21 protein-coding genes are annotated in these 23,694 nt (G+C 64.8%); 7 read left to right on the top strand and 14 right to left on the bottom strand.

The features are described 5' to 3' along the window. Positions 1-63 precede the first annotated feature (63 nt). From K3172_RS00810 to metK, 3 genes are read left to right on the top strand one after another with little or no spacing between them, the layout of a single operon-like run. Positions 64-732 (top strand): DUF4167 domain-containing protein, encoded by a 669-nt coding sequence (locus K3172_RS00810; RefSeq protein ID WP_247717885.1) that lies wholly within the window; start codon positions 64-66, stop codon positions 730-732. 42 nt (positions 733-774) lie between these two features. Then, positions 775-2,370 carry an apolipoprotein N-acyltransferase gene (gene lnt, locus K3172_RS00805; protein WP_221586587.1) on the top strand — a complete coding sequence of 532 codons (1,596 nt, stop codon included), beginning with the start codon at positions 775-777 and terminating at the stop codon, positions 2,368-2,370. A gap of 30 nt (positions 2,371-2,400) precedes the next feature. Continuing rightward, positions 2,401-3,639 (top strand): methionine adenosyltransferase, encoded by a 1,239-nt coding sequence (gene metK / locus K3172_RS00800; RefSeq protein ID WP_221586586.1) that lies wholly within the window; start codon positions 2,401-2,403, stop codon positions 3,637-3,639. A gap of 51 nt (positions 3,640-3,690) precedes the next feature. On the opposite strand, the gene K3172_RS00795 is transcribed toward metK, so the two are convergent. The 10 genes from K3172_RS00795 to K3172_RS00750 form a co-directional block, all read right to left on the bottom strand. Further along, the gene (locus tag K3172_RS00795) at positions 3,691-4,095 is read right to left on the bottom strand and encodes a hypothetical protein (protein WP_221586585.1); all 405 of its coding nucleotides are present in this window, start codon (positions 4,093-4,095) and stop codon (positions 3,691-3,693) included. A gap of 12 nt (positions 4,096-4,107) precedes the next feature. Beyond that, positions 4,108-4,626, bottom strand: a complete 519-nt coding sequence (locus K3172_RS00790) for a hypothetical protein (protein WP_221586584.1) — start codon at positions 4,624-4,626, stop codon at positions 4,108-4,110. A 25-nt stretch (positions 4,627-4,651) separates the two neighbouring features. Next, positions 4,652-5,191, bottom strand: a complete 540-nt coding sequence (locus tag K3172_RS00785) for a GbsR/MarR family transcriptional regulator (RefSeq protein WP_221588894.1) — start codon at positions 5,189-5,191, stop codon at positions 4,652-4,654. Between the two features lie 63 nt (positions 5,192-5,254). Continuing rightward, positions 5,255-6,430, bottom strand: coding sequence for a CaiB/BaiF CoA transferase family protein (locus K3172_RS00780; RefSeq protein WP_221586583.1), 1,176 nt, complete (start codon positions 6,428-6,430; stop codon positions 5,255-5,257). A gap of 39 nt (positions 6,431-6,469) precedes the next feature. Beyond that, complete coding sequence (locus K3172_RS00775; protein ID WP_247717884.1) at positions 6,470-7,042, bottom strand: ferritin-like domain-containing protein; 573 nt, start codon at positions 7,040-7,042, stop codon at positions 6,470-6,472. 136 nt (positions 7,043-7,178) lie between these two features. Continuing rightward, on the bottom strand, positions 7,179-8,315 hold the full coding sequence (locus K3172_RS00770; RefSeq protein WP_221586582.1) for a nitronate monooxygenase: 1,137 nt from the start codon (positions 8,313-8,315) through the stop codon (positions 7,179-7,181). Positions 8,316-8,380: 65 nt separating this feature from the next. After that, positions 8,381-9,037 carry a CoA transferase subunit B gene (locus K3172_RS00765; protein WP_221586581.1) on the bottom strand — a complete coding sequence of 219 codons (657 nt, stop codon included), beginning with the start codon at positions 9,035-9,037 and terminating at the stop codon, positions 8,381-8,383. Positions 9,038-9,039: 2 nt separating this feature from the next. Beyond that, on the bottom strand, positions 9,040-9,972 hold the full coding sequence (locus K3172_RS00760; RefSeq protein WP_221586580.1) for a 5'-nucleotidase, lipoprotein e(P4) family: 933 nt from the start codon (positions 9,970-9,972) through the stop codon (positions 9,040-9,042). Next, entirely contained in the window at positions 9,969-10,421 is a 453-nt protein-coding gene (locus K3172_RS00755) for a YybH family protein (protein WP_221586579.1), read from the bottom strand. Before K3172_RS00755 ends, K3172_RS00760 begins: the two co-directional genes overlap by 4 nt. Before the next feature lies 1 nt (position 10,422). Then, complete coding sequence (locus K3172_RS00750) at positions 10,423-11,130, bottom strand: CoA transferase subunit A (RefSeq protein WP_221586578.1); 708 nt, start codon at positions 11,128-11,130, stop codon at positions 10,423-10,425. 396 nt (positions 11,131-11,526) lie between these two features. Between K3172_RS00750 and K3172_RS00745 the strand changes: the two genes are divergently transcribed. After that, complete coding sequence (locus tag K3172_RS00745; protein WP_221586577.1) at positions 11,527-13,848, top strand: CDC48 family AAA ATPase; 2,322 nt, start codon at positions 11,527-11,529, stop codon at positions 13,846-13,848. 4 nt (positions 13,849-13,852) lie between these two features. On the opposite strand, the gene K3172_RS00740 is transcribed toward K3172_RS00745, so the two are convergent. The 3 genes from K3172_RS00740 to polA are packed head-to-tail and all read right to left on the bottom strand — an operon-like array spanning position 13,853 to position 19,090. Beyond that, positions 13,853-14,932 carry a mechanosensitive ion channel family protein gene (locus K3172_RS00740; protein ID WP_221586576.1) on the bottom strand — a complete coding sequence of 360 codons (1,080 nt, stop codon included), beginning with the start codon at positions 14,930-14,932 and terminating at the stop codon, positions 13,853-13,855. A gap of 46 nt (positions 14,933-14,978) precedes the next feature. Continuing rightward, a complete protein-coding gene (locus K3172_RS00735) occupies positions 14,979-16,235 on the bottom strand; it encodes a sensor histidine kinase (RefSeq protein ID WP_221586575.1) in 1,257 nt (418 codons plus the stop codon). Between the two features lie 20 nt (positions 16,236-16,255). Beyond that, a complete protein-coding gene (gene polA, locus K3172_RS00730; RefSeq protein WP_221586574.1) occupies positions 16,256-19,090 on the bottom strand; it encodes a DNA polymerase I in 2,835 nt (944 codons plus the stop codon). A gap of 245 nt (positions 19,091-19,335) precedes the next feature. Between polA and K3172_RS00725 the strand changes: the two genes are divergently transcribed. Then, complete coding sequence (locus K3172_RS00725; RefSeq protein WP_221586573.1) at positions 19,336-19,608, top strand: hypothetical protein; 273 nt, start codon at positions 19,336-19,338, stop codon at positions 19,606-19,608. Between the two features lie 108 nt (positions 19,609-19,716). Here K3172_RS00725 and K3172_RS00720 read toward each other — a convergent pair whose 3' ends face one another. Next, positions 19,717-20,733, bottom strand: coding sequence for a serine hydrolase (locus tag K3172_RS00720; protein WP_221586572.1), 1,017 nt, complete (start codon positions 20,731-20,733; stop codon positions 19,717-19,719). A 262-nt stretch (positions 20,734-20,995) separates the two neighbouring features. Between K3172_RS00720 and K3172_RS00715 the strand changes: the two genes are divergently transcribed. Then, positions 20,996-22,354: a phosphotransferase family protein gene (locus K3172_RS00715; protein WP_247717883.1), complete on the top strand. Its 1,359-nt coding sequence runs from the start codon at positions 20,996-20,998 to the stop codon at positions 22,352-22,354. Continuing rightward, entirely contained in the window at positions 22,354-23,646 is a 1,293-nt protein-coding gene (locus tag K3172_RS00710; protein ID WP_221586571.1) for an acyl-CoA dehydrogenase family protein, read from the top strand. Before K3172_RS00715 ends, K3172_RS00710 begins: the two co-directional genes overlap by 1 nt. The last annotated feature ends 48 nt before the right edge of the window (positions 23,647-23,694 follow it).

The raw sequence follows: 23,694 nt of genomic DNA, 5'->3' as shown, positions 1-23,694 counted from the left end.
GGGCAAGGCGGCCATAGCCGGACCGGGGGTCCGCGCCGCGCCATGAATGAGGATCAGAGTTCCTTGAACAACAATCGGAATAACCGTCGTCGCGGTCGCGGCAACAACCGGAACCAGGGCGGCGGCAACAATGCCAACCGGATCGACAGCCGCGCCCGGGGCAATGCCCCCCAGCTGCTCGACAAGTACAAGAAGCTCGCGCAGGACGCCCAGCACAATGGCGACCGCGTGCAGGCCGAATACTACCTGCAGTTCGCAGACCATTACTTCCGCGTGATCGCCGACAACAAGGCGCGCCAGGACGAAGCCAAGGGCGGCCGCCCGAACGAGCGCGACCAGTCGGACGACGACGATGGCGACGATCAGGACGACCGCCGCGCGGACAACCGTCGCCAGCGCGGTCGCCGCGACGACCAGAACGATGGCGAAGGCCGCGACAATCGCGACAGCCGGGACAATCGCGGCAAGCGCTCGCGCAAGCGTGACGATGGCGACAGCGAATTCGAGCCCGAAGAGAACCCCTTCACCCGCCGCGAAGAGGACGAGCCCAAGAAGCGCCGCGCCCCGCGCAAGGCGAAGAAGAGCGACGACGGCCAGGCCGGCAGCGAAGGCGAAATTGACGCGGCGGTACTGCCGCCCTCGATCGGCTCGAACGACGACGATGGCGATGCCAAGCCCGCGCCGCGCCGTCGCCGCAAGAAGGATGCGGACGAAGAGGCGAGCGCGGCCTGATCGCGCTTGATCGGCCCGGCTGATCGAATAGAGGCGAAACCGATGGATACGCTCCCCGGTTTCGCCCGCCGCCACCCGAACTGGGTCGCCCTCCTGCTCGGCGCGCTTGCCGCGCTGGGTTTCCAGCCTTTGCAGCTCTGGCCGCTGGCGCTGGCTGCGATGGGCGGTTTTGCTTTGCTGGTCGCCCACAGCTCCACCCGCAAGGCCGCCTTCCGGCTCGGCTGGCTGTTCGGCGTCGCGCATTTCACCGTCACCAACAACTGGATCGCGACCGCTTTCACCTATCAGGCGGAGATGCCTGCGGTGCTCGGGTGGGTCGCGGTGCCGCTCCTCTCGCTTTACCTCGCGGTCTATCCCGGGCTTGCTGCGCTGCTGGCCAAGGCCATCGTTCGCGACGCCAGGCTTCCGGCGTTCGCCCTGGCGCTTGGTGCCAGCTGGGTGCTCGCCGAATGGCTGCGCAGCTGGGTCTTCACCGGCTATGCCTGGGGCCCGTTCTCGCTCGCGCTGATGGGGCCGATGGATCGCACCGGTCTGGGGTTCCTGCTCCCGTTTACCGGCACCTATGCGCTGTCGGGAATCGCGGTCGCCGTGTCGGTGCTGCTGGCCTGGCTGGCTCTCGGCCGGCGCTGGCTGGTGCTGGCAATGAGCGCCGCGGTCCTCGCCGCAGGGATCTACTGGCCAGCGGGCAAGGGTGAGGAGGGCGACCTCCCCCTCACCCTGGTCCAGCCCAACCTGCGGCAGGAAGAGATCGACGATCCGAGCAAGTTCGAAGACCAGTTCCAGACCCTTGCAAAGCTTTCCATGCCGTTGCAGCGGCTCGAGCGCCGTCTCGTGCTTTGGCCCGAAAGCGGCGTGCCGGACTACCTGCGCGACGGCTATCCGCAGCGCTATTACGACCAGATGACCGCCGGCGGCGACCCGGTCTTCGCGCGCAAGCGGATCGGCAGCGTGATCGGCCGCGATGCGCTGCTGCTAACAGGGCTGGTCGATCTCGAGATAGGGATCGAGGATGGGCGACTGCGGGCCGTCGGCGCTTACAATGCGATCACCTCGATCGACCCGCAGGGCAATCTGGGCCGGCGCTACGCCAAGGCGCATCTCGTGCCCTATGGCGAATACCTCGCGCTGCGCTGGCTGCTCGAGCCGCTGGGGGCGTCTAGGCTCGTGGCAGGCACGATCGACTTCATCCCCGGCCCCGGACCGCGCACGCAGGACCTCGGCCTGTTCGGCAAGGCGGGAATGCAGATCTGCTACGAAATCATCTTCTCGGGTGAGGTGGTCGACCCTGCCAACCGGCCCGACTACATCTTCAACCCCTCGAACGACGGCTGGTTCGGAAGCTGGGGTCCGCCGCAGCACCTGGGGCAATCGCGAATGCGCGCGGCGGAGGAGGGCCTGCCAGTTTTGCGCTCGACAACAACCGGCATCAGCGCTGTCGTCGATGCACGCGGGGTGGTGCGCGAACACCTAGGCCGGCATGTCGCGGGCCGGATCGACACGCTCGTGCCACCCGCGGCTGCGCCTACCCTTTTTGCCAAGCTGGGACACTGGCTTACGCTCGTTTGGGGGATCGCCTTATTAGCCGGATCGCTGGTTGTAATGAGACGCCGGGGCGGCTACGCCACGTCTCACACATAAAGACATCTTTATATCGGGATATTCGGCGGTATGCGCACCAATTACCTCTTCACCTCCGAAAGCGTTTCGGAAGGCCATCCCGACAAGGTTTCGGACCAGATTTCGGATGCGATTGTCGACCTGATGCTGGCCAAGGACCCTGAGGCGCGCGTTGCCTGCGAGACCATGACGACGACGCAGCGCGTCATCCTGTCGGGCGAGATTCGCTGCGCGCCGATGTACGATGCCAAGAACCCAGACTGGGCCGAGAACGGCGGCTGGGCTCCAGGCGCCAAGGAAGAGATCGAGAAGGCCGTTCGCCGGACCGTGCGAGAGATCGGCTACGAGCAGGCGGGGTTCCACTGGAAGACGCTGACGTTCGAAAATCACCTCCACGGCCAGTCGTCCGAGATTGCACAGGGCGTCGATGCGAGCGGAAACAAGGACGAAGGCGCGGGCGACCAAGGCATCATGTTCGGTTTCGCCTGCGACGAAACGCCCGACCTGATGCCTGCGACGCTCGACTACAGCCACAAGATCCTCGAACGCCTCGCGGCCGATCGCAAGAGCGGCGCCGCCCCCTTTCTCGAACCCGATGCCAAGAGCCAGCTGACCCTGCGCTACGAGAACGGGCGGCCGGTCGAATGCACGGCCGTCGTCGTCTCGACCCAGCATGCCAAGGGCTATCACCAGGGCGAGAAAGAAGCCGAACTCAAGGCCTATGTTAAGGGTGTCGTCACGGACATCCTGCCCGACGGCTGGATCACCGATCAGACCGAATGGCACATCAATCCGACCGGCGCCTTCGAGATCGGCGGCCCGGACGGCGATGCGGGCCTGACGGGTCGCAAGATCATTGTCGACACCTATGGCGGGGCGGCGCCGCATGGCGGCGGCGCGTTCAGCGGGAAGGACCCGACGAAGGTCGACCGCTCGGCGGCCTACATCACGCGTTACCTCGCGAAGAACATCGTCGCGGCGGGGCTGGCCAAGCGCTGCACGATCCAGCTGAGCTATGCCATCGGCGTGTCGAAGCCGCTCTCGCTCTATGTCGATACGCACGGCACGGGCGCAGAGGGGGTGACCGACGAAGGCCTCGAGGATGCGATCGCCTCGATCGAGAAACTCGGGGGACTGACCCCGCGCGGGATTCGCATGCATCTGGGGCTCAACAAACCGATCTACCGGATCAGCGCGGCTTACGGGCACTTCGGGCGCAAGGCGGATGAAGACCGCTTCCCGTGGGAGCGCACCGATCTGGTGGACGACCTCAAGGCCGCCATCGGCTGACACGAAAAGGGCGGCTCGCGGGAGCCGCCCTTTCTCCTTCAGGCCGGCGGTTCAGCGCAGCACGACGCCCTCCGCCTTCGGCTCGACAGGATTGCCGAAGCTGTCCTCGCGCAGCCACTGGCCGACCTTGCGACCGAACTTGGCGATGGCGTTCATGTTGAAGAAGTGCATGGCGCCCAGCACGACCACCACGATCCCGAGCTTCGTGCTGAGGAAGCGGAACATGTCCGCGACCGTTTGCGGCTCGCTCCCGAACTGCAGCGTCAGCAGGATCCACCCGAGGTTGACGAGGTAGAAGCCGACCACGAGCAAGTGGTTGGTACTGCGCGCGAGAACCTCGTCATGGCCGAAACATTCGATCAGGAACACGATCCCGTTCTTCGACAGCGTGCGGGCAACCCAGACCGTGAGCCCGAGGCTGAGGAGCAGGTAGAGGGCATAGCTAATCTCGATCATTGCAGGTCTCCTTCAGTGGATCAGGTCGTGGATGGGATTGGTGCGTTTCTCTGGCATCGGTCGGTGGCGTGCCGCGGAGCGGCTTTGCCGCCAGCGGCCCCAACGCAAGGCTGCGGCAAGACCGGCGATTGTGCCTGCTGCAAGGAAGAGCAGGTCTTCTCGGTTGGAGTGTCGCGGGAAGTCCGAAATGATCGCTATGATGAGGAAGCCCGCGATGAAACCAAGAGCCGCATAGACGGCCGCATTTTCTTTCCCGATTGCCCGCAAGAGGACGGTGAGGGGCAGGCCGATCATCAGCATGCCACCGAGTGCGAAGATGCCGACGAATACCCCCATTGAGAAAGTAAACATGGCGACCTCATAGAGATTCCAAGTTGCGGGGCTAATGAAAGGTGTCCCGACAACCAGTGCCGCGAGACCGGACAGCATCCCCCAGCCCCAAGCCCCGACAAAGTGGCGCAAGAAGGAAAGCCACGGTTTGTCTGAAGTTTCTGGAATTTGAGAAATCTGGTTTTGCGGTTTATGGTCCATGAGGCGGACTTCCTTTGCTTGCGGGTCAGGCGGGGGTCTTGCTGCCGCCCGGCAGCAGGCGAGCGACCTTGCCGCCGAGCTTCATCAGCGTGACAAGGGTCGACTTGGGCAGGCGGCGGACGTCGGCGTACCAGTTCGCCAGCGTGCCGATGAAGTCATGCATCCGCCCGATGCGCTCCTTCACATGGGCGGGCACATCGGCGCGACCGTCGAGGCTTTCGGCAAGCTCGCCGAGCAGCTGGATCGTGGGGTCGATCTCGCGCCGCTTGCGCTCGGCGGTGATCTTCATGAGCAGGTCCCACAGGTCGGTATCGGCGGTGAAATGGTCGCGCCGGTCGCCCTCCACATGCACGCGCCGGACGATCTGGTAGGACTGCAATTCCTTGAGACCGTTCGAGACATTCGAGCGGGCGAGGCCGAGCTTCTCGCAGATATCTTCCGCATGCCGCGGGCGGTCGCTGAGATAGAGCAGCGCGTGGATCTGCGCGACCGAGCGGTTGACGCCCCATTGGCTGCCCATCTCCCCCCAATGCAGGATGAAGGCGCGGGCTTCGGGGATGTCCATGATCTCGGCCACGACTCGGCTCCGTTTCTGTATTTCTGTAATTACAGAAATTAATGGCGGAGGTCAATGGGGCGTGCGCTGCCAAGCGGCTTGGCCGCGGCTCCACCCGTGCTGGCCCTTGACGGGCGAGGGCGCATCGAGCGCAAGCTCGGCGTCGGAAAAACGGAAGGGGCTGCGGACGCCCGGCATGCCGTCGAGCTCGATCTTCAGACCCCGCGCGATGACCTGCGGATCGGCGAAGACCTCGTCGAGATCGTTGATCGGTCCGGCAGGCACGCCAGCTTCGGCACAAGCGGTCAGTAGGGCGGCGCGAACCCAGTCCTGCGTCGAGCGCGCGATCTCCCGGTCGATTTCTGCGCGATGGGTGATGCGGCCCTCATTGCTCGCGAACCGCTCGTCGGCGACGAGATCGTTGCGCTCCAGCACCTTGAGCAGTTTGCGGAACAGCGCATCGTTCGCGGGTGCGAGCACGACAGGCCCGTCCTGGGTCGGAAAAACGCCATAGGCGCTCACCTGCGCATGTGCATTGCCCATCCGCGGAGGCGTTTGCCCGCTTGCGAAATAGTTCATCGCCTGGTTGGCCAGCAGGCCGACCGAGCAATCGAGCAGGCTCATGTCGATCCACTGCCCCTTGCCGGTGCGGTGACGCATCAGCAAGGCTGCCTGCACGGCGTTGGCGGCCCATAGCCCGGTCGATAAGTCGCTGATCGAGACGCCCATCTTCATCGGCTCGCCCTCGGGCTCGCCTGTCAGTGCCATGAAGCCGCTCATCGCCTGGATGACGAAGTCGTAGCCCGGCTCGTTGCGGCGTGGCCCATCCTGGCCGAAGCCCGTGATCGAGCAATAGACGACTGCGGGACTCGCAGCGGCAACCGTGGCATAGTCGAGCCCGAACTTGGCGAGCGCACCCGGCTTGAAATTCTCGAGCACGACATCGGCACTCGCTGCCAGCTCGGCGACCCCCGCGAGGTCATGCTCGTCGCGGAAATCCGCCACGATCCCGCGCTTTCCGCGATTGCAGGCGTGGTAATAGGCGGCGGTCCGCTCCCCGCCATGCTCGACCCAGGGCGGGCCCCAGATGCGGGTGTTGTCGCCTTCGGGGCTCTCGACCTTGATCACGTCCGCGCCGAGATCCGCGAGGATCTGGCCGGCCCATGGTCCCGCCAATACGCGGGCAAGTTCCAGGACCTTGAGCCCGGCGAGCGGGGCATTCGGATTGCGAGGTTTGTCGAGCCACATGAGCGTGCTGCTGGGCCAGCCACGGCATGCGGTCAAGTGTCAGATGGCGTAAGCGTCGGGGTCTTCATCTGGCCAGCTCGACAGTCGCGGACTCTTGCGATTGACGAACACCGCGGGAAGCTTTGCCAGCATCAGCGATTTATGGATCCAGTAGTCGGTCCAGCGCTCGCGCCAGCGTGGCTTCGGGCGGCGACCATGCGTGCGGAGCCATGTGTCATACGGCCTCCAATGGCTCGGTTCGTCCTTCTCCACGACCTCGAAGATACGCTTCATCGCCTTGTCGGAGCGGATATGGGAATTCTTCAGCAGCACCTCGACCTGGTCCATTCCGCGTTGTTCGGTGATCATGATGACACGGCACAGCTTCTCGAATTCATCGCCATCGGCCACGATCGCCTGGGTATCGAGTTCGTCGATCGTGCAGCCGAAGACCGTCTCGATGAAATGATCGATATGGCCGCAGGTCCGGTCGACCTTGAGCGGCATCTGCCCGCGCAACTCGAACCATCGACGGAACATGCGATAGTGCTTTTCCTCGTCCGCCCGGTGTTTCTCGACGGCGGCGATGAACGCGGCATCGTCCGGGCAGCGGGCGCGCACCGCTTCGAGCACGCGATTGAGCGAGGTGTAGCCTCATTGTTCGTTGTAAATGTAGATCGACCCGAGCACATTGAGGAATCGGTTCCGGAAGGCGTTGTGCAAACCGATGATGCGGTTATCTCACAGCTTTGCGGGTCTGGCGAGGGTCCTATTCGTTCAGTAGCCCGGCAAGGCCGCTCACCGCTTCTATGAACTCCTCGCGGAAATCCTGGACCACCTGCCGACTCGATCTGACCTGCTCGACAAGGCCCACGCCCTGGCCGACAAAATAGCTCACCAGCTCGCGCGCCTCTGCGTTGCCGGCTGCCGCCTCGCGCTCGATCCGGGCGAAGGCGGGTTCGGACACCATTCCCATAAGCGGCATCGGCAGCGTGCCCGGGCCATCTGCGGAGTCCCACGCATCGTGCCATGCGGTCTTGAGCTGGCGCGCGGGCTTGCCGGTACGACTGCGCGAGCGGACCGTGTCGCGGCTGCGCGCGGCCACCATCTTCTCGCGAAACGCCTCGCTCGTCTCTGCCTCGGGCGTCGCCAGCCAGATCGATCCGGTCCACGCGCCTTGCGCGCCTGCAGCCATCATCCCGGCCATCTGACCGCCGGTCATGATTCCGCCCGCAGCAAGCACCGGGATCTTGTGACCGGCGCGCGCGAGTTCGCGGACGACTTCGGGGATCAGCACCAGCGTTGACACCTCGCCGCAATGCCCGCCCGCCTCGGTGCCCTGCGCAACGATGATGTCGACCCCCGCCTCGGCCTGCCGGATCGCGTGCTCCTTGGCGCCGACCAGCGCGGCGACCGGCACGCCGCGCTTCTTGCCCTCCTCGATCATCGCCGACGGCGCGATACCGAGCGCATTGGCGATGAGGCGGATCGGATGGCGGAAGGCGACCTCCATCAAGGCAAGGCCGTTCTCGGGGGTGATGCCCATGCGCTCGCGCAGGATCGGCATTTCGGGCTCCGGCGCGATGCCGTAATGGCCGAGCACCTCGTTGACGAAGCCCTGGTAGGCGGGATCGATGGCGGCCGCGCGGCTCCTGTTGTCGCCCAATTCGCGCACCCGCGGGTCGATCACCTCGGGCACGAGCACGTCGACACCATAGGGCGCACCGTCGACATGCGAGTCGATCCAGGCGAGCTCCTCTTCCAACTGGTCCGGGCTGAACCGCGTCGCGCCGAGCACGCCAAAGCCGCCCGCCTTGCTCACCGCCGCCACGACATCGCGGCAGTGGCTGAAGGCAAACAGCGGAAATTCCGCCCCGGTCATCTCGCAAACGCGGTTCATCGGCATGTCAAGCTCTCCCTGCTCCAACCGGAGAGTGCTGAAACCCGCGCCCGGAGGCAAGGCCCGTTGCGTTAGGAAACGTAATTCGCCGTGGTCTTCGCCGCGATATCCTCCGCCGTCACCCCCGGCGCGAGCTCGATCAGCCGGAACGGGCTATCATGTTCCGGCCGCTGGAAGACGGCGAGGTCGGTGATGATCATGTCGACCACGTTCTTGCCGGTCAGCGGCAAGGTACATTCGGGGATGAACTTCGGGCTGCCGTCCTTGGCCGTGTGTTCCATCACCACGATGATCTTCTTCACGCCGGCGACGAGGTCCATCGCGCCGCCCATGCCCTTGATCATCTTGCCGGGAATCATCCAATTGGCGATGTCCCCGTTCTGGGCGACTTCCATCGCGCCAAGTACGGTCAGGTCGATATGGCCGCCACGGATCATGGCGAAGCTCGCCGCGCTGTCGAAATAGGCGCTGTGCGGCAGTTCGCTGATGGTCTGCTTGCCCGCGTTGATGAGGTCCGCGTCTTCCTCGCCTTCATAAGGGAAGGGGCCGATGCCCAGCATGCCGTTCTCGCTCTGCAGCGTCACATGCATGCCTTCGGGAATGTGATTGGCGACCAGCGTGGGGATGCCGATACCGAGATTGACGTAGTAACCGTCTTCCAGCTCCTTGGCCGCGCGGGCGGCCATCTGGTTGCGGTCCCAGCCGATCTTTTCTGCGGTGTCGTTCATCGTCATTCGCTCTCGTTCATCGTGTTCGGTGCATCGGTCGCATCGGAGGGCATCCAGCGCGCTTCCGGCGGAAAGACCTCGTCCAGTTTGCCCTTCTGCCACGCGCCGTAGACGGGGTTCGGAATGAGGAACCAGCCATTGCCCCACAACTGTGCGTATTCACCGCGTGCGACCATGGCGCGGCGGGCCTGGATTGCGTCTTCATTGGCGTTGAAGACATCGGCAAAGTCGCCGAGATTGTCGCCCGCCAGTACGATCACGCAATAGCGCTCGGCAATCATGGAGCGGCGACCATCCTTGCGGCCACCCATGGCATCGTCTCCGCGCAGGAACAGATTGTCGAGATGGATTGCCGGCCCTGCGCCGACCGCCTCGATCGCAGCAGCGGTTCCGGCGGCATTCTCGGTATTGCGATTGGTGTTGAAGACCACCGTGATGCCGGCCTCGCGGAGGCGGCGCAGGCCGGTGACCGCACCCGGAACCGGCGCGGCGATGCCGGCACCGCCGTTGGCCCACTGCGCCCACTCCTCGGCGACAAAGGGCTTGCCGGAATAGGCGGCCCAATATTCGTAGCCGTTGTTGAGGAGGACCGTCTCGTCGACATCGAACACGGCGGCGAAAGGCTTCACCTTCCCGTCGTCGGCAACGCAGGACGGCGATCCGATCCCACCTTCGGCATCCGGCACGCCCATGGGCACGGATTCGGGCATCTTGCGCATCCGGCTGACTGCAACGGCGTAGTCGGCGAGCTGGCGCCATGCCTGGATCGACGCTCCGGCCGCTTCGCCCGAACCATAGAGCCAGCGCATGCCGTCAGGCGCGGCCTGTTCTCCTGGGGAAACGGGCGCAGACGGGGTGCCGGCGACTTCGGGCGCCTGGGCCGTGGCGCATCCGGCAAGGGCCAGGGCGAGCGTGGTGAAGGCAAGGGTTCTCATGCAGCCGTCTCCATATCGGCGGGCAGGGGCAGGCCAGGCATTTCGACCTGCCAGAGGATCGAGAGGACGCGCCAGCTATCGTCGGTCTGACGCATCAACTGGAAAGAGTTGATGCCGCGCGTTGCGCCCTTCTTGCCGTCGGGCTCGGTCCAGTCGCCCGAATAGGAAGACCAGACATGCGCGATGTCGCCGTAGACCAGGATGCGGTTGACCAGCGTGCCTTCGCAGAAGCCGTTGGCGACGAGGAAGTCGCGCTTCGACGCGATGTACTCCTCCAGCGTCCCACTCTCGATTCCGTCGGCGCGAATCGCGGTCAGGCGCGCCTGCGGCAAGTACAGTGCGCGCATCGCATCCCAGTCGCGCTCGACCCCTGCGGGGCCGGAGATCGCCGCATAGACGGCGTCGACCGTGCGCTCGATGCTTGCGTGATCGGCGTGCTTCGCGGCCACCTTACGCGGTCTCGCGCGGGCGGGTGGTGACGAATTCGATCTTCCTGTCGTAGGGCGCGCCCACGATCATGCGCTGGACGTAGATGCCCGGCAGATGGATGCAGTCGGGGTCGAGGGTGCCGGTCGGCACGATTTCTTCGACTTCCACCACGCAGACCTTGCCGCAAGTCGCTGCGGGGAAGTTGAAGTTGCGGGCAGTCTTGCGGAACACGAGGTTGCCGGTTTCGTCGGCCTTCCACGCCTTGACGATGGCTAGGTCGGCGAAGATCCCGCGTTCGAGGATGTATTCCTCGCCACCGAACGTCTTGGTTTCCTTGCCCTCGGCCACCTGCGTGCCGACGCCGGTCTTGGTATAGAAGCCGGGAATGCCGGCGCCGCCCGCGCGCATCCGTTCGGCAAGCGTACCCTGCGGGCAGAACTCGACCTCGAGCTCGCCCGAGAGAAATTGCCGCTCGAACTCCTTGTTCTCGCCGACATAGCTCGAGATCATCTTTTTCACCTGCCGCGTGCGCAGCAGCATGCCGATGCCCTCGTTGTCGATCCCGGCATTGTTGCTGGCGAAGGTCAGGCCCTTCACACCCGAGTCCCGGATCGCTTCAAGCAGTCTCTCGGGGATGCCGCAGAGGCCGAAACCCCCGCTCGCGATAAGCATGTCGTCCTTGAGCAGCCCGTCGAGGGCAGCGGCGGCATCGGGGTAGAGCTTGTTCATGGCTGGTGCGCTTAACCGCTCCGTGCGAGTCTGTCACGCGTGTGCCGTAGCGTCACCGGATTAGCCGCCAGTTTCGCTGCGTTGCAGCAGGGACGAATATGGCGATAGAGAAACATGCTCAGGATTTTCAATGCATTGCCCGGTAACTCGCCGCCTGAGTTGCGTCTCATGCAATCGAGCTTGTTCTTTTCGCACTTGCGAATGCTGCGCCGCACAAGCATATCTCCACCTGCCTTTTAGGCATCCTCTCCCAAGACTTTCCAAGCCCGGTTGGTTCGCCAGCCGGGCTTTTTTCTTGTCCAGGCGGACCTTGCGCGGGGGCTCGTTCATTGCATCCATGCGGCCCAGTCCCCAGCTAGGGCGCAACGAGAAAATGGACGAAGGGAAATTGCCCCCATGGCTGATGCTGACGCGGCGCTAGCGGAAAAGACGGTCAGGCTGCAGGTGGCAGCCGCGCGACAGGAAGAGAGCGGGCAGGGCATTGCCCGTATGCCGCGCTCCGCCTTCCAGGCGCTCGGCATAACCGAGGGCGACGTGGTCGAGATCACCGGCAAGCGCTCGACTGCTGCTGTTGCCATGGCTGCTTATGATGAGGACCAGAGCCTCGACGTGATTCGCCTCGACGGTCTGCAGCGCGGCAACGCCGAAGTCGGCTCGGGGGAGCATGTGAAGGTGGCTGTGGCGGAGTCGCGCCCGGCGACCCGTGTGGTGTTCGCGCCGGCCCAGCGCGAGATGCGGCTGCAGGGCCCCGCGCAGGCGCTCAAGCGCAATTTCTTCCGCAAGCCGATCGTTGCGGGCGACCTTGTCGCCACGACCGGACAGCAGCCGGTGCAGAACATGCCGCCCGAAGTGCGCCGCATGTTCAATGCGCCGGCCTATGCGCTCACCCAGATCCGGCTCAGCGTCGTCTCGACCACGCCCAAGGGCATCGTCCACATCGACGAGAACACCGAGGTCGAGTTGCGCGCCGAGTTCGAGCCGCCGCGCGATGCCCGCGCGGTGGTCAATTACGACGACGTGGGCGGGATGGGCGAGACGATCCAGGCGCTGCGCGAAATGGTCGAATTGCCGCTGCGCTATCCCGAGCTCTTCACGCGCCTGGGTGTCGATCCGCCCAAGGGCGTGCTGCTCCACGGCCCGCCGGGGACCGGCAAGACCCGCCTTGCGCAGGCGGTCGCCAACGAGAGCGATGCGAACTTCTTCATCATCAACGGTCCTGAAATCATGGGCTCGGGCTATGGCGAGAGCGAAAAGGCGCTGCGCGAAGTCTTCGAGCAGGCGACCAAGTCTGCGCCTGCGATTGTCTTCATCGACGAGATCGATTCCATCGCTCCCAAACGCGACCGTGTGCCGGGCGAGGCCGAGAAGCGGCTCGTCGCACAGCTGCTCACACTGATGGATGGCCTGGAAGCGCGTTCCAACCTCGTGGTCATCGCGGCGACGAACCGCCCCGATGCGATCGACGAGGCGTTGCGTCGTCCCGGCCGCTTCGATCGCGAGATCGTGATCGGCGTGCCGGACGAGAAGGGGCGCCGCGAAATCCTCGGTATCCATACTCGCGGGATGCCGCTCGGCGACAAGGTCGATCTCAACGAGCTGGCGAAGGGCACTTATGGCTTCGTGGGTGCAGATATCGCCGCACTGGCACGCGAGGCCGCCATCGACGCGGTCCGCCGCATCATGCCCAAGATCGATCTCGACGAGCGAACCATCCCGCCCGAGGTACTCGACGAGCTGTATGTGGGGCGCGAGGACTTTCTCTCGGCACTCAAGCGCATCCAGCCCTCCGCCATGCGCGAGGTCATGGTGCAGGTGCCCAATGTCGGCTGGGACGATATCGGCGGCGTGGGCGATGCGATCGGCAAGCTCAAGGAAGGCATCGAGCTGCCGATGAAGAACCCGGACGCTTTCCACCGGCTGGGCATCCGTCCGGCGAAGGGCTTCCTGCTCTATGGGCCGCCGGGGACGGGCAAGACGCTCCTCGCCAAGGCCGTCGCCAAGGAGGCAGAAGCGAACTTCATCTCGATGAAATCGAGCGACCTGCTGAGCAAGTGGTATGGCGAAAGCGAGCAGCAGATCGCGCGCATGTTCAAGCGTGCCCGCTCGGTCGCGCCCTGCGTGATCTTCATCGACGAGATCGACAGCCTCGTTCCGGCGCGCGGCAGCGGTCAGGGCGAACCGCAGGTCACCGGCCGTGTCGTGAACACGATCCTCGCCGAGATGGACGGTCTGGAAGAGTTGCAGTCGGTCGTGGTCATCGGTGCGACCAACCGCCCGACGCTGGTCGACCCCGCGCTGCTCCGTCCCGGCCGCTTCGACGAGCTGGTTTACGTTGGGACGCCCGACAAGGCGGGCCGCGAGCAGATCCTCGGCATCCATACGGCCAACACGCCGCTTGCAGGTGACGTCAGCCTTGCAGATGTCGCGGGTAAGACGGTGCGGTTCACCGGTGCCGATCTGGAGGACGTTGTGCGGCGTGCCGGCCTAAATGCGCTGCAGCGCGCAGGCGGGGACGTACAGGAAGTCACCGCTGCGGACTTCGCGGCGGCGCTCGAGGACAGTCGTGCGACGGTGACCGAACAGATGGAAACCGAATACAAGAAAATGCGCGGCGAATTGAAGAAACGCGCCGCCGAGGTTCAGCCGATCGGTTTCATCCACGAAGGCATGATCGAGCCGACGCGCGACCGCAAACACGGGGAAGAAACGAAAGCCTGAGCGCTCAGCCGCCCATCGCGCGCTGGTTCGCTGTCTCGACTTCGAGGCGGTGGCGAATCAGCGCGCCGGGTTGTTCCTTGCGCAGCCAGGCCAGCATGTGTTCGCGCACTGCACAGCGCAGGGTGAACAGGTCGCCGATGGTATCCGCGCTCATCGACAGGCGCAGCTCGATGCTTTCAGGGTAGGCCTCGGTCATTAAGAGCGCGAGATTGCGCCCGTCCCACAGCGGCTGTTCCTTCACGAAGCGTTCGAATTCCTCGCGGATCGGCTCGATCTCGGCAGCGGGGTCGAGATGCAGCATGACCGGACCGGTCAGCTTTTCGTTTACCCGCGACCAGTTCTCGAAGCTCTGGTCGAGGAAGCGGCTCGTGGGCACCACCAGCACGCGCTCGTCCCACGTCCGCACGGTCACGAAGCTCATGCGAATTTCCTCGACCCGGCCCGCTTGCCCGTCGACCTTGACGAGGTCTCCGATGCGCAACGGTTGGGTCAGCGCCATCTGCAGGCCTGCGATCAGCGACTTGAGCGCCGGTTGCGCCGCAGCACCCACGGCTAGCGCGGCGAGGCCGGCGGAGGCGAGCATCGTCGTGCCGACATCGCGCACGCCGGGGATGTTGAGCATGATCAGCGAGATGGTGATGATAACGATCGCCACCCGCGCAGTTCGGGTCAGGATCGCAATCCGCGTCATCCGGCCGCGCTGGGCGACCGGATCTTCCGATCCTTGCAGCTGCGCTTCGTAGCCGAGCGCAATCCCCTTGACTGTCGCGAAGGCCAGCCAGCCGATCAGCGCGGGGACGAGGAAACTGGCGAAGATGTCCCAGCCACGCCCGACCAGGGCATCGTTCTCGGCCGAGACGGAAATCGCGAAGCCGACCATGGCCCAGCGCAGCGGCTGTTTGATCGTCTCGAAAACGATGTCGTCGATCTGGCTATCGGACCGGCGAACGATCGCGCGCAAGACACGGAAGGCGATCCAATGCAGGACCAGGGCAGCGAGAATGGCACCGCCCAGGACGATCAGGACTTCGAGGGCAGCCTCGTAGGAGATGGGCCAGTTGCGGGGATCGAGACGGTCAAGCATTGCGCGCGGACCTATGAGCCAAGCGGCGGGCTTTCAAGGCAAGTCTTCAGTCGACGGCCGGCAGGTCGATGGTCACAACCAGCCCGTCTGGCGTGAAGTCCCGCTCCAGCGAACCGCCGAACTGGCGCGCAGCGCTGTTCATCAGCAGGCTGCCGAAGCCCTTGCGTTCGGGAGGCGTATCGATCGCTGCGCCCATTTCGCGCCAAGTCAGAAAGACGCGGCCATCGCGAACATCCCACGTAACCCTCACGGTTCCCGCCTCCTTCCATGAGCCATATTTGACGGCGTTGGTCGTCAGTTCGTGGAGAACGAGGCCGAGTGGGGTGACGCGCTTGGCCGGCAGCATCACTTCCGGCCCCTCGATCTCCGCAACCTGCTTCGAGGAACGGTACGGGGCGAGGGACGTCTCGATCAACTGGGATAGCGAAGCGACTGGACGCTCGAGCTCGCCCTGGCTGACCTCGTGGGCGGTCAGCAACGCGCGGATGCGCTGCGCGATACTCTCGGTCACTTCCTTCGCCTCGGGCTTGTCGCGCGCGCTCATCTGGACGATGGCGAGCACGACGGCGAAGAGGTTCTTGACCCGGTGGTTCAGCTCGCGCGCGAGAAGGTCGGCGCGGTCCCGCGCCTCGCCGAGGGCGGCAGCCTGGGCGGCTTCGGCTTCGGCGCGGGCGGTCCTGCCGACCAGCTGCACGCCGGCAATCATCGCCAGGATGAGCATGAACAGCAGCCCGCCGAGCAGGGGCAGGACCCGGGCTTCCGCACGGGCCGCTTCGGTGATCGCCTGATTGAGGATTTCGTTCTCGATGGCTTCCATCTCGCGGATGGCGCGCGCGAGCCGCTCCATCGTCTCGACGCCCTCGTCGGTCAGCACTTCGCGCCGCGCATCGAGCAGCCGCCCGTCTTCGAGCAGCGCGACATTGTTCTCCATCTCGTCGAACTTGGCACGGGCGAGCATGTCGATCTCGTCGATCAGTTCGGACTGGCGCATCGTCGCCGCGTCGCCGATCCGGTTGCGCAACCGGTCGAGTGCCGGACCGATCCGCTCGCGTCCCGCCTGGAAGGGTTCGAGATACCGCCGGTCGAGCGTGATCAGATAGCCGCGCTGTCCGGTTTCGCCCTCGATAGCCGAGCGACCGATGAGGCGCAGGTCATCAAGGATCGCGGCGGTCTTCTCGACCTGGTCGCGCTGGGCCCGCTCCGCTTCCACCGTCGCGTAGACAAGATAGATCAGTGCCGCCATCGCCGCTCCGATGACCGCCAGCAGGGCGAAGTTCACCCAGCGAAAGCGCTTGTCGCGCATGGCAAAGGCCAGGGTCCGCTTCAGTGCGCCGCTCCCCAGCTCTGGCCGGTCCCGATCTCGACCCCTAGCGGCACGCTCAGCTCCACGGCAGGGCGCGCAGCGCGCGCCATCACCTGTTCGATCACCTCTGCAGCCTTTGCAACGTCGCCTTCGGGGAGTTCGAAGACCAGTTCATCGTGCACCTGCAGCAGCATGCGGACATGCCCCAGACCAGCCTCGTCCAGCGCGGGCATCATGCGGGCCATGGCCCGCTTTATGATGTCGGCGCTGGTACCCTGGATCGGGGCATTGATGGCGGCGCGCTCGCTACCCTGGCGTTCGTTGGGGTTCTTGGAATTGATCCGCGGAAACCAGGTCTTGCGCCCGAAGAGCGTTTCCGAATAGCCGCACTCGCGGACCTGCTCGGTCGTCTCGAGGATGTAGCGCTGGATGCCCGGAAAGCGCTGGAAATACGTATCGATCATGTCCTGCGCCTCGTCCGGCTGGACCCCGAGTCGTCCCGCGAGTCCCCAGCGCGATATACCGTAAAGGATTGCAAAGTTGATCGTTTTCGCGCGTCCGCGCGTGTCGCGGTTGACCTCGCCGAACATCTCCATCGCGGTGCGCGCATGGATATCCTCGCCATTGGCGAAGGCTTCCTTGAGGCTCGGGACATCGGCCATGTGCGCGGCAAGCCGCAGCTCGATCTGCGAATAGTCCGCGGCGAGCAGGACATTGCCCTCTTCGGCGACGAAGGCATCGCGGATCTGGCGGCCGATCTCCGTGCGGATCGGGATGTTCTGCAGGTTCGGATCGGTTGAGGACAGGCGTCCGGTCTGCGCCCCGACCAGGCTGTAACTCGTGTGGACGCGGCCGGTATCCGGATTGATCGCTTCCTGCAGGGCATCGGTGTAGGTCGACTTCAGCTTCGCCAGCTGGCGCCATTCGAGCACCTTGTCGGCAATCGCGGCCCCTTCGCCCGACAGGCGCTCCAGCACGCTCTGATCGGTCGAGTACTGGCCGCTCTTGCCCTTCTTGCCGCCCTTGTAGCCAAGCGTGTCGAACAGCACCTCGCCGAGCTGCTTCGGGCTGCCGACGGTAAACTCCGTTCCTGCAAGCTCGTGGATTTCGCCTTCGAGCCGACCGATCTCCTTGGCGAATTCCTGCGAGAGTCCCGCGAGCGCTGCGCGATCGACCTTGATCCCGTGACGCTCCATCTGGGCGACAACCGGCACCAGCGGGCGGTCGACGCGTTCGTAGACCGTTGTTCCGCCTTCGCTCGCCAGGCGCGGCTTGAGATACTGGTGCAGCCGCCAGGTGACGTCGGCATCCTCGGCCGCGTATTCGGTCGCCTTGTCGAGCGGGACCTCGCCGAAGGGTATCGCCTTCTTGCCCGTGCCGCAGACGTCCTTGAAAGCGATGCACGTATGGCCGAGGTGGCGCTCGGCGAGTTCGTCCATGCCGTGCCCGCCACCGATCCCGTCGAGCGCGCGGCCCGCGTCGAGATCGAAGCTGATAACCATGGTGTCGTCGATCGGCGCGACCATGATTCCACATCGGGCAAGCACGTTGAGGTCGTACTTGCCGTTGTGGAAGACCTTGAGCACCGCGTCGCTTTCGAGCAGCGGCTTCAGCGCTGCGAGGGCCGCCTCAAGCTCGACCTGCGCGGGTTTCTCGGCGAACATGTCGCTCCCGCCGTGGCCCAGCGGGATGTAGCAGGCGTCGTTCGCGCCCAGCGCGAGGCTGACGCCGACAAGTCCGGCGCGGATCGCATCGAGGCTGTCGGTTTCGGTATCGACCGCGACCAGCCGGGCCGCGTACGCCCGTGCGATCCATTGCTCGAGCCGCTCCATCGACTGGACACATTCATAGGCCGAGCGATCGATCTCCGGCATCTCCGGCAGCGGTTGCCGATTGCCCTCGGCATTGGCTGGCGCACTCGCGGTGCCCTGCTTCGCAGGGTTGAGGTCGGTCGCGCGGGTCGGACTGCCGGTGCCCGCTTCGAGCCGCTTGAGCAGGCTGGTAAAACCATGCTTCTGGAGAAAGGCTGCAAGCGGCTCCGGCGGCACCCCGTCGAGCTTCATGTCTTCGAGCGCGACGGGCAGGGCGCAATCTTCCTTGAGAGTAACGAGCACGCGGCTGAGTTCGGCATCGGCGCGGTGCTCGATCAACCGTTCCTTCAGCTTCGATTTTTTCATGTCTTCGGCCGAATCGAGCGCGGCCGTCAGGTCACCATGCTCGGCGATCAGCTTGCTGGCGGTCTTGGGGCCGACGCCGAAGATGCCCGGGATGTTGTCGACCGAATCGCCCATCAGCGCGAGGACGTCGCCGACCTTCTCCGGCGGTACGCCGAACTTCTCCTCCACCTCCTCGATATAGATACGCGCGCTCTTCATCGTGTCGAGCATGTCGATCCGCGCGCCGTCCTTCTCGCCGACGAGCTGCATCAGGTCCTTGTCGGAAGACACGATCGTCACGTCCCACCCCTGGGCCTGTGCGGCGCGGGCATAGGAGGCGATCATGTCGTCCGCTTCGACATCGGGCTCCTCGATGCAGGGCAGGCTGAAGGCGCGCGTCGCATCGCGGATCAGCGGGAACTGCGGGACGAGGTCTTCAGGCGGATCGGGCCGGTTCGCCTTGTACTGGTCGTAGATCTCGTTGCGGAAGGACTGACTCGACTTGTCGAGCACGACTGCGAGGTGCGTCGGGCCGTCGGCCTTGTCGAGATCGTCCGCCAGCTTCCACAGCATGGTCGTGTAGCCGTACACTGCCCCGACCGGCGTCCCCTCGGGATCGGTGAGCGGCGGCAGGCGGTGATAGGCCCGGAAGATATAGGCTGACCCGTCGACCAGGTAGAGATGCGATTTTTCGGCCATGACGGGGGCTTAGCAGCGCCTTCGATGCTTTGGGAGCGGTTTCGCTTCGTGGCGGAAATGGGGCGGAAATCAGGCGAGAACGGTCAATTATGGCGAAAATAGGGCAAAATTTTGTCGAAATTGCTTGCGTGGCCATAATCGCGCCATTATTTAGCCACTGTGAGGTCCAAATCAGGGCTTCGCGCGGGGAGCTTCCGGTCGGGAGTGTAACCGCATGCAACTCGCTGACTAAGGAATTTAGACTTATGCGTAAGATCGCTCTTGTCGCTGCCGCTTCGGCTGCTGCTCTCTCGCTCGCCGCTTGCTCGGAAGCCACCGAAGACGCCGCTGGCGAAACCGTCGACGCCGCTGCTGCCGACGCTGAAGCCAACATGGAAGCTGCTGGCGACGCCGTCGAAGCAACCGGTGATGAAGTTGCTGCTGAAGCTGGCGAAGTCGCTGCTGAAGCCGACGCTGCTGCTGCAGAAGTCGAAGCCGACGTGCAGGACGAAACCACCGCTGAAGCTCAGGTCGATTAATCAGACCTTCGCTTTCGCAACGGTTTACGTTTCGAAACAGGAAAGGGCGGTGCCGCGAGGCGCCGCCCTTTTCCTTCGGCAGACGCGACTCCGTATAACGGGTAAGGCTTACTCGCCGCCGTAATCCGCACCGGTCCAGTTGCGACCGTCATCGCCTGCGAAGCCCGCATACAGCGCGCCGGCGATCTGCGCGATGCGCCAATCGCGCTGGCGACGCGCCTCGAGCTTCAGGGACCGGTCGCCGTTCTCGGCTGCCATCGAAGGGCTCTGGCCGGTCACATAGATCGCTGCCGCAACGGCCCGCCCGTCGCGCGTGTGGAAGATACCGATATCGCTTGCTGTCCGGCTGAGCGTGCCGGTCTTGTGGGCCAGATTGGCGCTCATCGGCATGCCGGCCCGCATCCGCTGCTTTCCGGTCGTCGTTTCCTCCATCGCATCGAGCAGGAAGCGGCGCGAAGTCTCGCTGAGCCAGCGGCCCTTGTAGATCCCGGCCAGCAACTGTCCCATGGCCCGCGGCGTCGCGCTATCCTTCACGTCGATCCGCGAGGCGGGATCGACCTGGCCATCTTCGCGAATGAGCGTCCTGATATCCCGCGACAGCTGGAATTCCGAGATGCCGGCCTTGCGCATCCATGCGTTGACCGCGGCAGGGCCGCCGACCGCATCGAGAATGGCATCGGTACAGTCGTTGCAGCTCTTGCTGATCATCAGGCTGATGTGGCGATGCGCCGGCATATAGGAGCCACCGGCCCGCGGCAGGCGATATTCGCTCGTCAGGCTCCAGCGGCCCGCGTCCACGCCGGCGAGATAGGTGGCGGCGATGGCCACTTTGCTGGTACTGGCAAGGGGAAAGCGCTGGTCCTGCAGGACGCCCACTTCGCGGCCGCTGGCAAGGTCGATAGCGTAGACGCCGATGCGGCCCTTCGAGCCTTCGGCGAGTTGGGCCAGCTGTTGCTCGAGTGCGGTGCCGTAAACGGCATTGTATGTCTGCGGTTCGCGAACCTCGGTACCGAGCGTCTGGTCGAACGCCGCCTCGAAGCGTTGTGCGTCGGTGTTCGCCAGGGCCGGCGTCGCCAGCAACAGCGCGCCTGCCGCAATGATCTTCTCGAGAAATCTTGTCCGCATTCGATCCACTTACCAAGAGCGTGGTTTATGCTTGCTTAAGCTATGTAAATTCTTCCGGGCAAGCAAGATTGCGACGAAAAGTGTCCGCCTGGCGACAGGGACTTCCGCGCGCCAGAAAGATCAGTGCGGTTGAGGCTGCGCAATCGATCTTCGCGAACGCGTGTCGCGGGTACGCGAAGACGCCCACCAAATCGCTCTTCAGTCCGTGGAGGACCATCGCCCCATCAACGGGGCTTGAGTGACTCCCCGAATGCCTGCAAGCATGGCGCGCATGGGAGAAGAGCACAGCGCGACCAGCATCGTCGACGGATTGGCACGGGCACTGGCCCGCTGCGGGATGCCCGCGCCGGAACAGCTCAGGCGGCTCACCGGCGGGGCAACGATGGAAAGCTGGCTGTTCGTCAGCGGCGGGGAGCCCTTCGTGTTGCGGCGCGCGCCCTCGCTCGAATTCATGGACGGGCGGCCTTACGGCCACGATACCGAAGCCGCGATCATCCGTGCGGCCCACGGCGCAGGCGTCACCGCGCCCGAGGTGGTGCTGGAACTCGATCCGGATGACGGGATCGGCAGCGGATTCGTCATGCGCGCGCTGGCAGGTACCCCCGATCCCCGCGCTATTCTCGCGATGGACCAACCCGGCCAGCTGCTCGGCGAAGTCGCCCGCGATCTGGCCCGCATCCACTCGCTCGATCCCGCCACGCTTCCGGGTAACATACCCGACATGGATTACGGCGAGGCAGTCGAAGGGCTGGTCGACCAGTATGAGGACGCCGGGGCCGATCGGCCGATCATCGCGCTCGGGCTGAAGTGGCTGCGCGACAATTTGCCCGAGCGGGTCGAACCGGTGCTCAATCATGGCGACTACCGGCTCGGGAACCTGCTCGCGGAAGACTCGCACCTGACCGGGGTGCTCGATTGGGAGCTGGCGCATTTCGGTGATCGGCACGAAGACCTCGCCTTCGGCTGCATGGCCGTCTGGCGGTTCGCGCGGGTCGACCGCCCGGCGCTCGGGCTCGGATCGCTCGAAGACTACGTCGCCGCCTACGAGGCCGAGAGCGGCGTGGCGCTCGACGCCGGCCGGTTCCGCTTCTGGCTGGTGTATCGCACGGTCTGGTGGGCGCTCGGCTGCATCCGGATGGCGGATTTCTGGCGGACCGGCGAGGACCGCATGCTCGAGCGCGTGGTCATTTCGCGCCGCACGAGCGAGCAGGAACTCGACCTGCTCCTGCTGCTCGAAGACGGCTCGCCGGAGGAGGAGCAGGCACGCCCGCTCCCGCCCCCCGACCTTGCCCCGGAACCGCAGGGCGAGGCCAGCGTCGGCGAGATCGCCACGGCAATCTCGGAATGGCTGGCGACGATCAAGGACCGGATGGAGGGTCACGACCGCTTCCAGCTGGCGGTCGCGCGCAATGCGCTCGGCATGATCGCGCGGGGCGAGGAACTGGCAGGCGAGTTTGCGGACGAGTTCCTGGCGCAGGAACTGCTCGATGGCGACCGGTCGCTGGCGACCCCGGGCCTGCTCGCCATGCTGCGGCGCTCGGCGCTCGACAAGCTCGCAGCGGACGTGCCGAAATACCCGATGCTCGAACTGGCTCGGGCCAAGTGGATGGGAGAAGACTGATGGACTTCGCGATACCGGCCGACCTCAAGGCCTATTACGAGGAGCTGGTAAGGTTCATCGAAGCCGAAATCATCCCGCTCGAACGGCAGGACGACAACATCCGCTTCTTCGACCACCGCCGCGAATGGGCCCGGACCGACTTCGAGAACGGCGGCCTTCCGCGCCACGAGTGGGAGGACCTCCTGCGCCGGTCTCGCAAGCTGGCCGACGAGGCGGGTCACTGGCGCTTCTCCGCCCCGAAGAAGTATGGCGGCAAGGACGGCTCCAACCTCTGGATGGCGGTGATCCGCGATCGCTTCGCCCAGCGCGGGCTGGGACTGCACAACGACCTGCAGAACGAACACTCGATCGTCGGCAACTTCCCCTTCGTCGCCATGTTCGAGACCTTCGGGACCGAGGAGCAGAAGCAGGAATTCATCCTCGGCGGGTTCGAGGGCACGCGCCGCGTCGCCTTCGGGCTGACCGAACCGCACCATGGCTCGGACGCGACCTTCATGGAGACCAAGGCGGTGCGCGAGACTCGCGATGGCGTGGACGGCTGGCGGATCGACGGCGAGAAGATGTGGATCACCGGCATGCATGTCGCGACCCATTGCGCCATGTTCGCCCGCACCGGCGGCAAGGTCGGCGACGCCAGCGGGATCACCTGCTTTCTCGTTCCCAATCCCACGCCGGGCCTCGAGATCGAGGAGTGGATGTGGACCTTCAACATGCCGACCGACCATCCGCGGCTCAGCGTCAACAACGTCTGGGTCCCTGACAGCGCCATTCTCGGGGTCGAGGGCAGGGGCCTCGCGCTGGCGCAGAGCTTCGTCCACCAGAACCGCATCCGGCAGGCGGCAAGCAGCCTCGGTGCGGCGCAATACTGTGTCGAGGAGAGCGTAACGTACGCTCGCGAACGCAAGCCTTTCGGCGAGGAACTGGCGCGCAACCAGGGCATCCAGTTCCCGCTCGTGGAGCTCGCCACCCAGTGCGAGATGCTGCGCCTGCTGATCTACAAGACCGCCTGGGAGATGGACAACATGCCGCATGAAGAGATCGAGAAGACGATCTCCGACAAGGTCAGCATGTGCAACTATTGGGCGAACCGCCTCGTCTGCCAGGCCGCCGACCGCGCGATGCAGGTGCATGGCGGGATCGGCTATTCGCGGCACAAGCCGTTCGAGCACATCTATCGCCACCACCGACGCTACCGGATCACCGAGGGGGCGGAAGAGATCCAGATGCGCAAGGTCGGTGCCTATCTGTTCGGCTATCTCGGCCCGCGGCGGGGCAAGTTCGCCGCCGGTTGATCCGGGCCGGTTGGCGGTTCGCAGAAGGATTGCTTGACTGTTCGCTTC

It is taken from the genome of Qipengyuania proteolytica (genome assembly GCF_019711565.1).
In the GTDB taxonomy this organism is placed as follows: domain Bacteria; phylum Pseudomonadota; class Alphaproteobacteria; order Sphingomonadales; family Sphingomonadaceae; genus Qipengyuania; species Qipengyuania proteolytica.
This window is presented reverse-complemented; position numbering and strand designations above follow the sequence as displayed.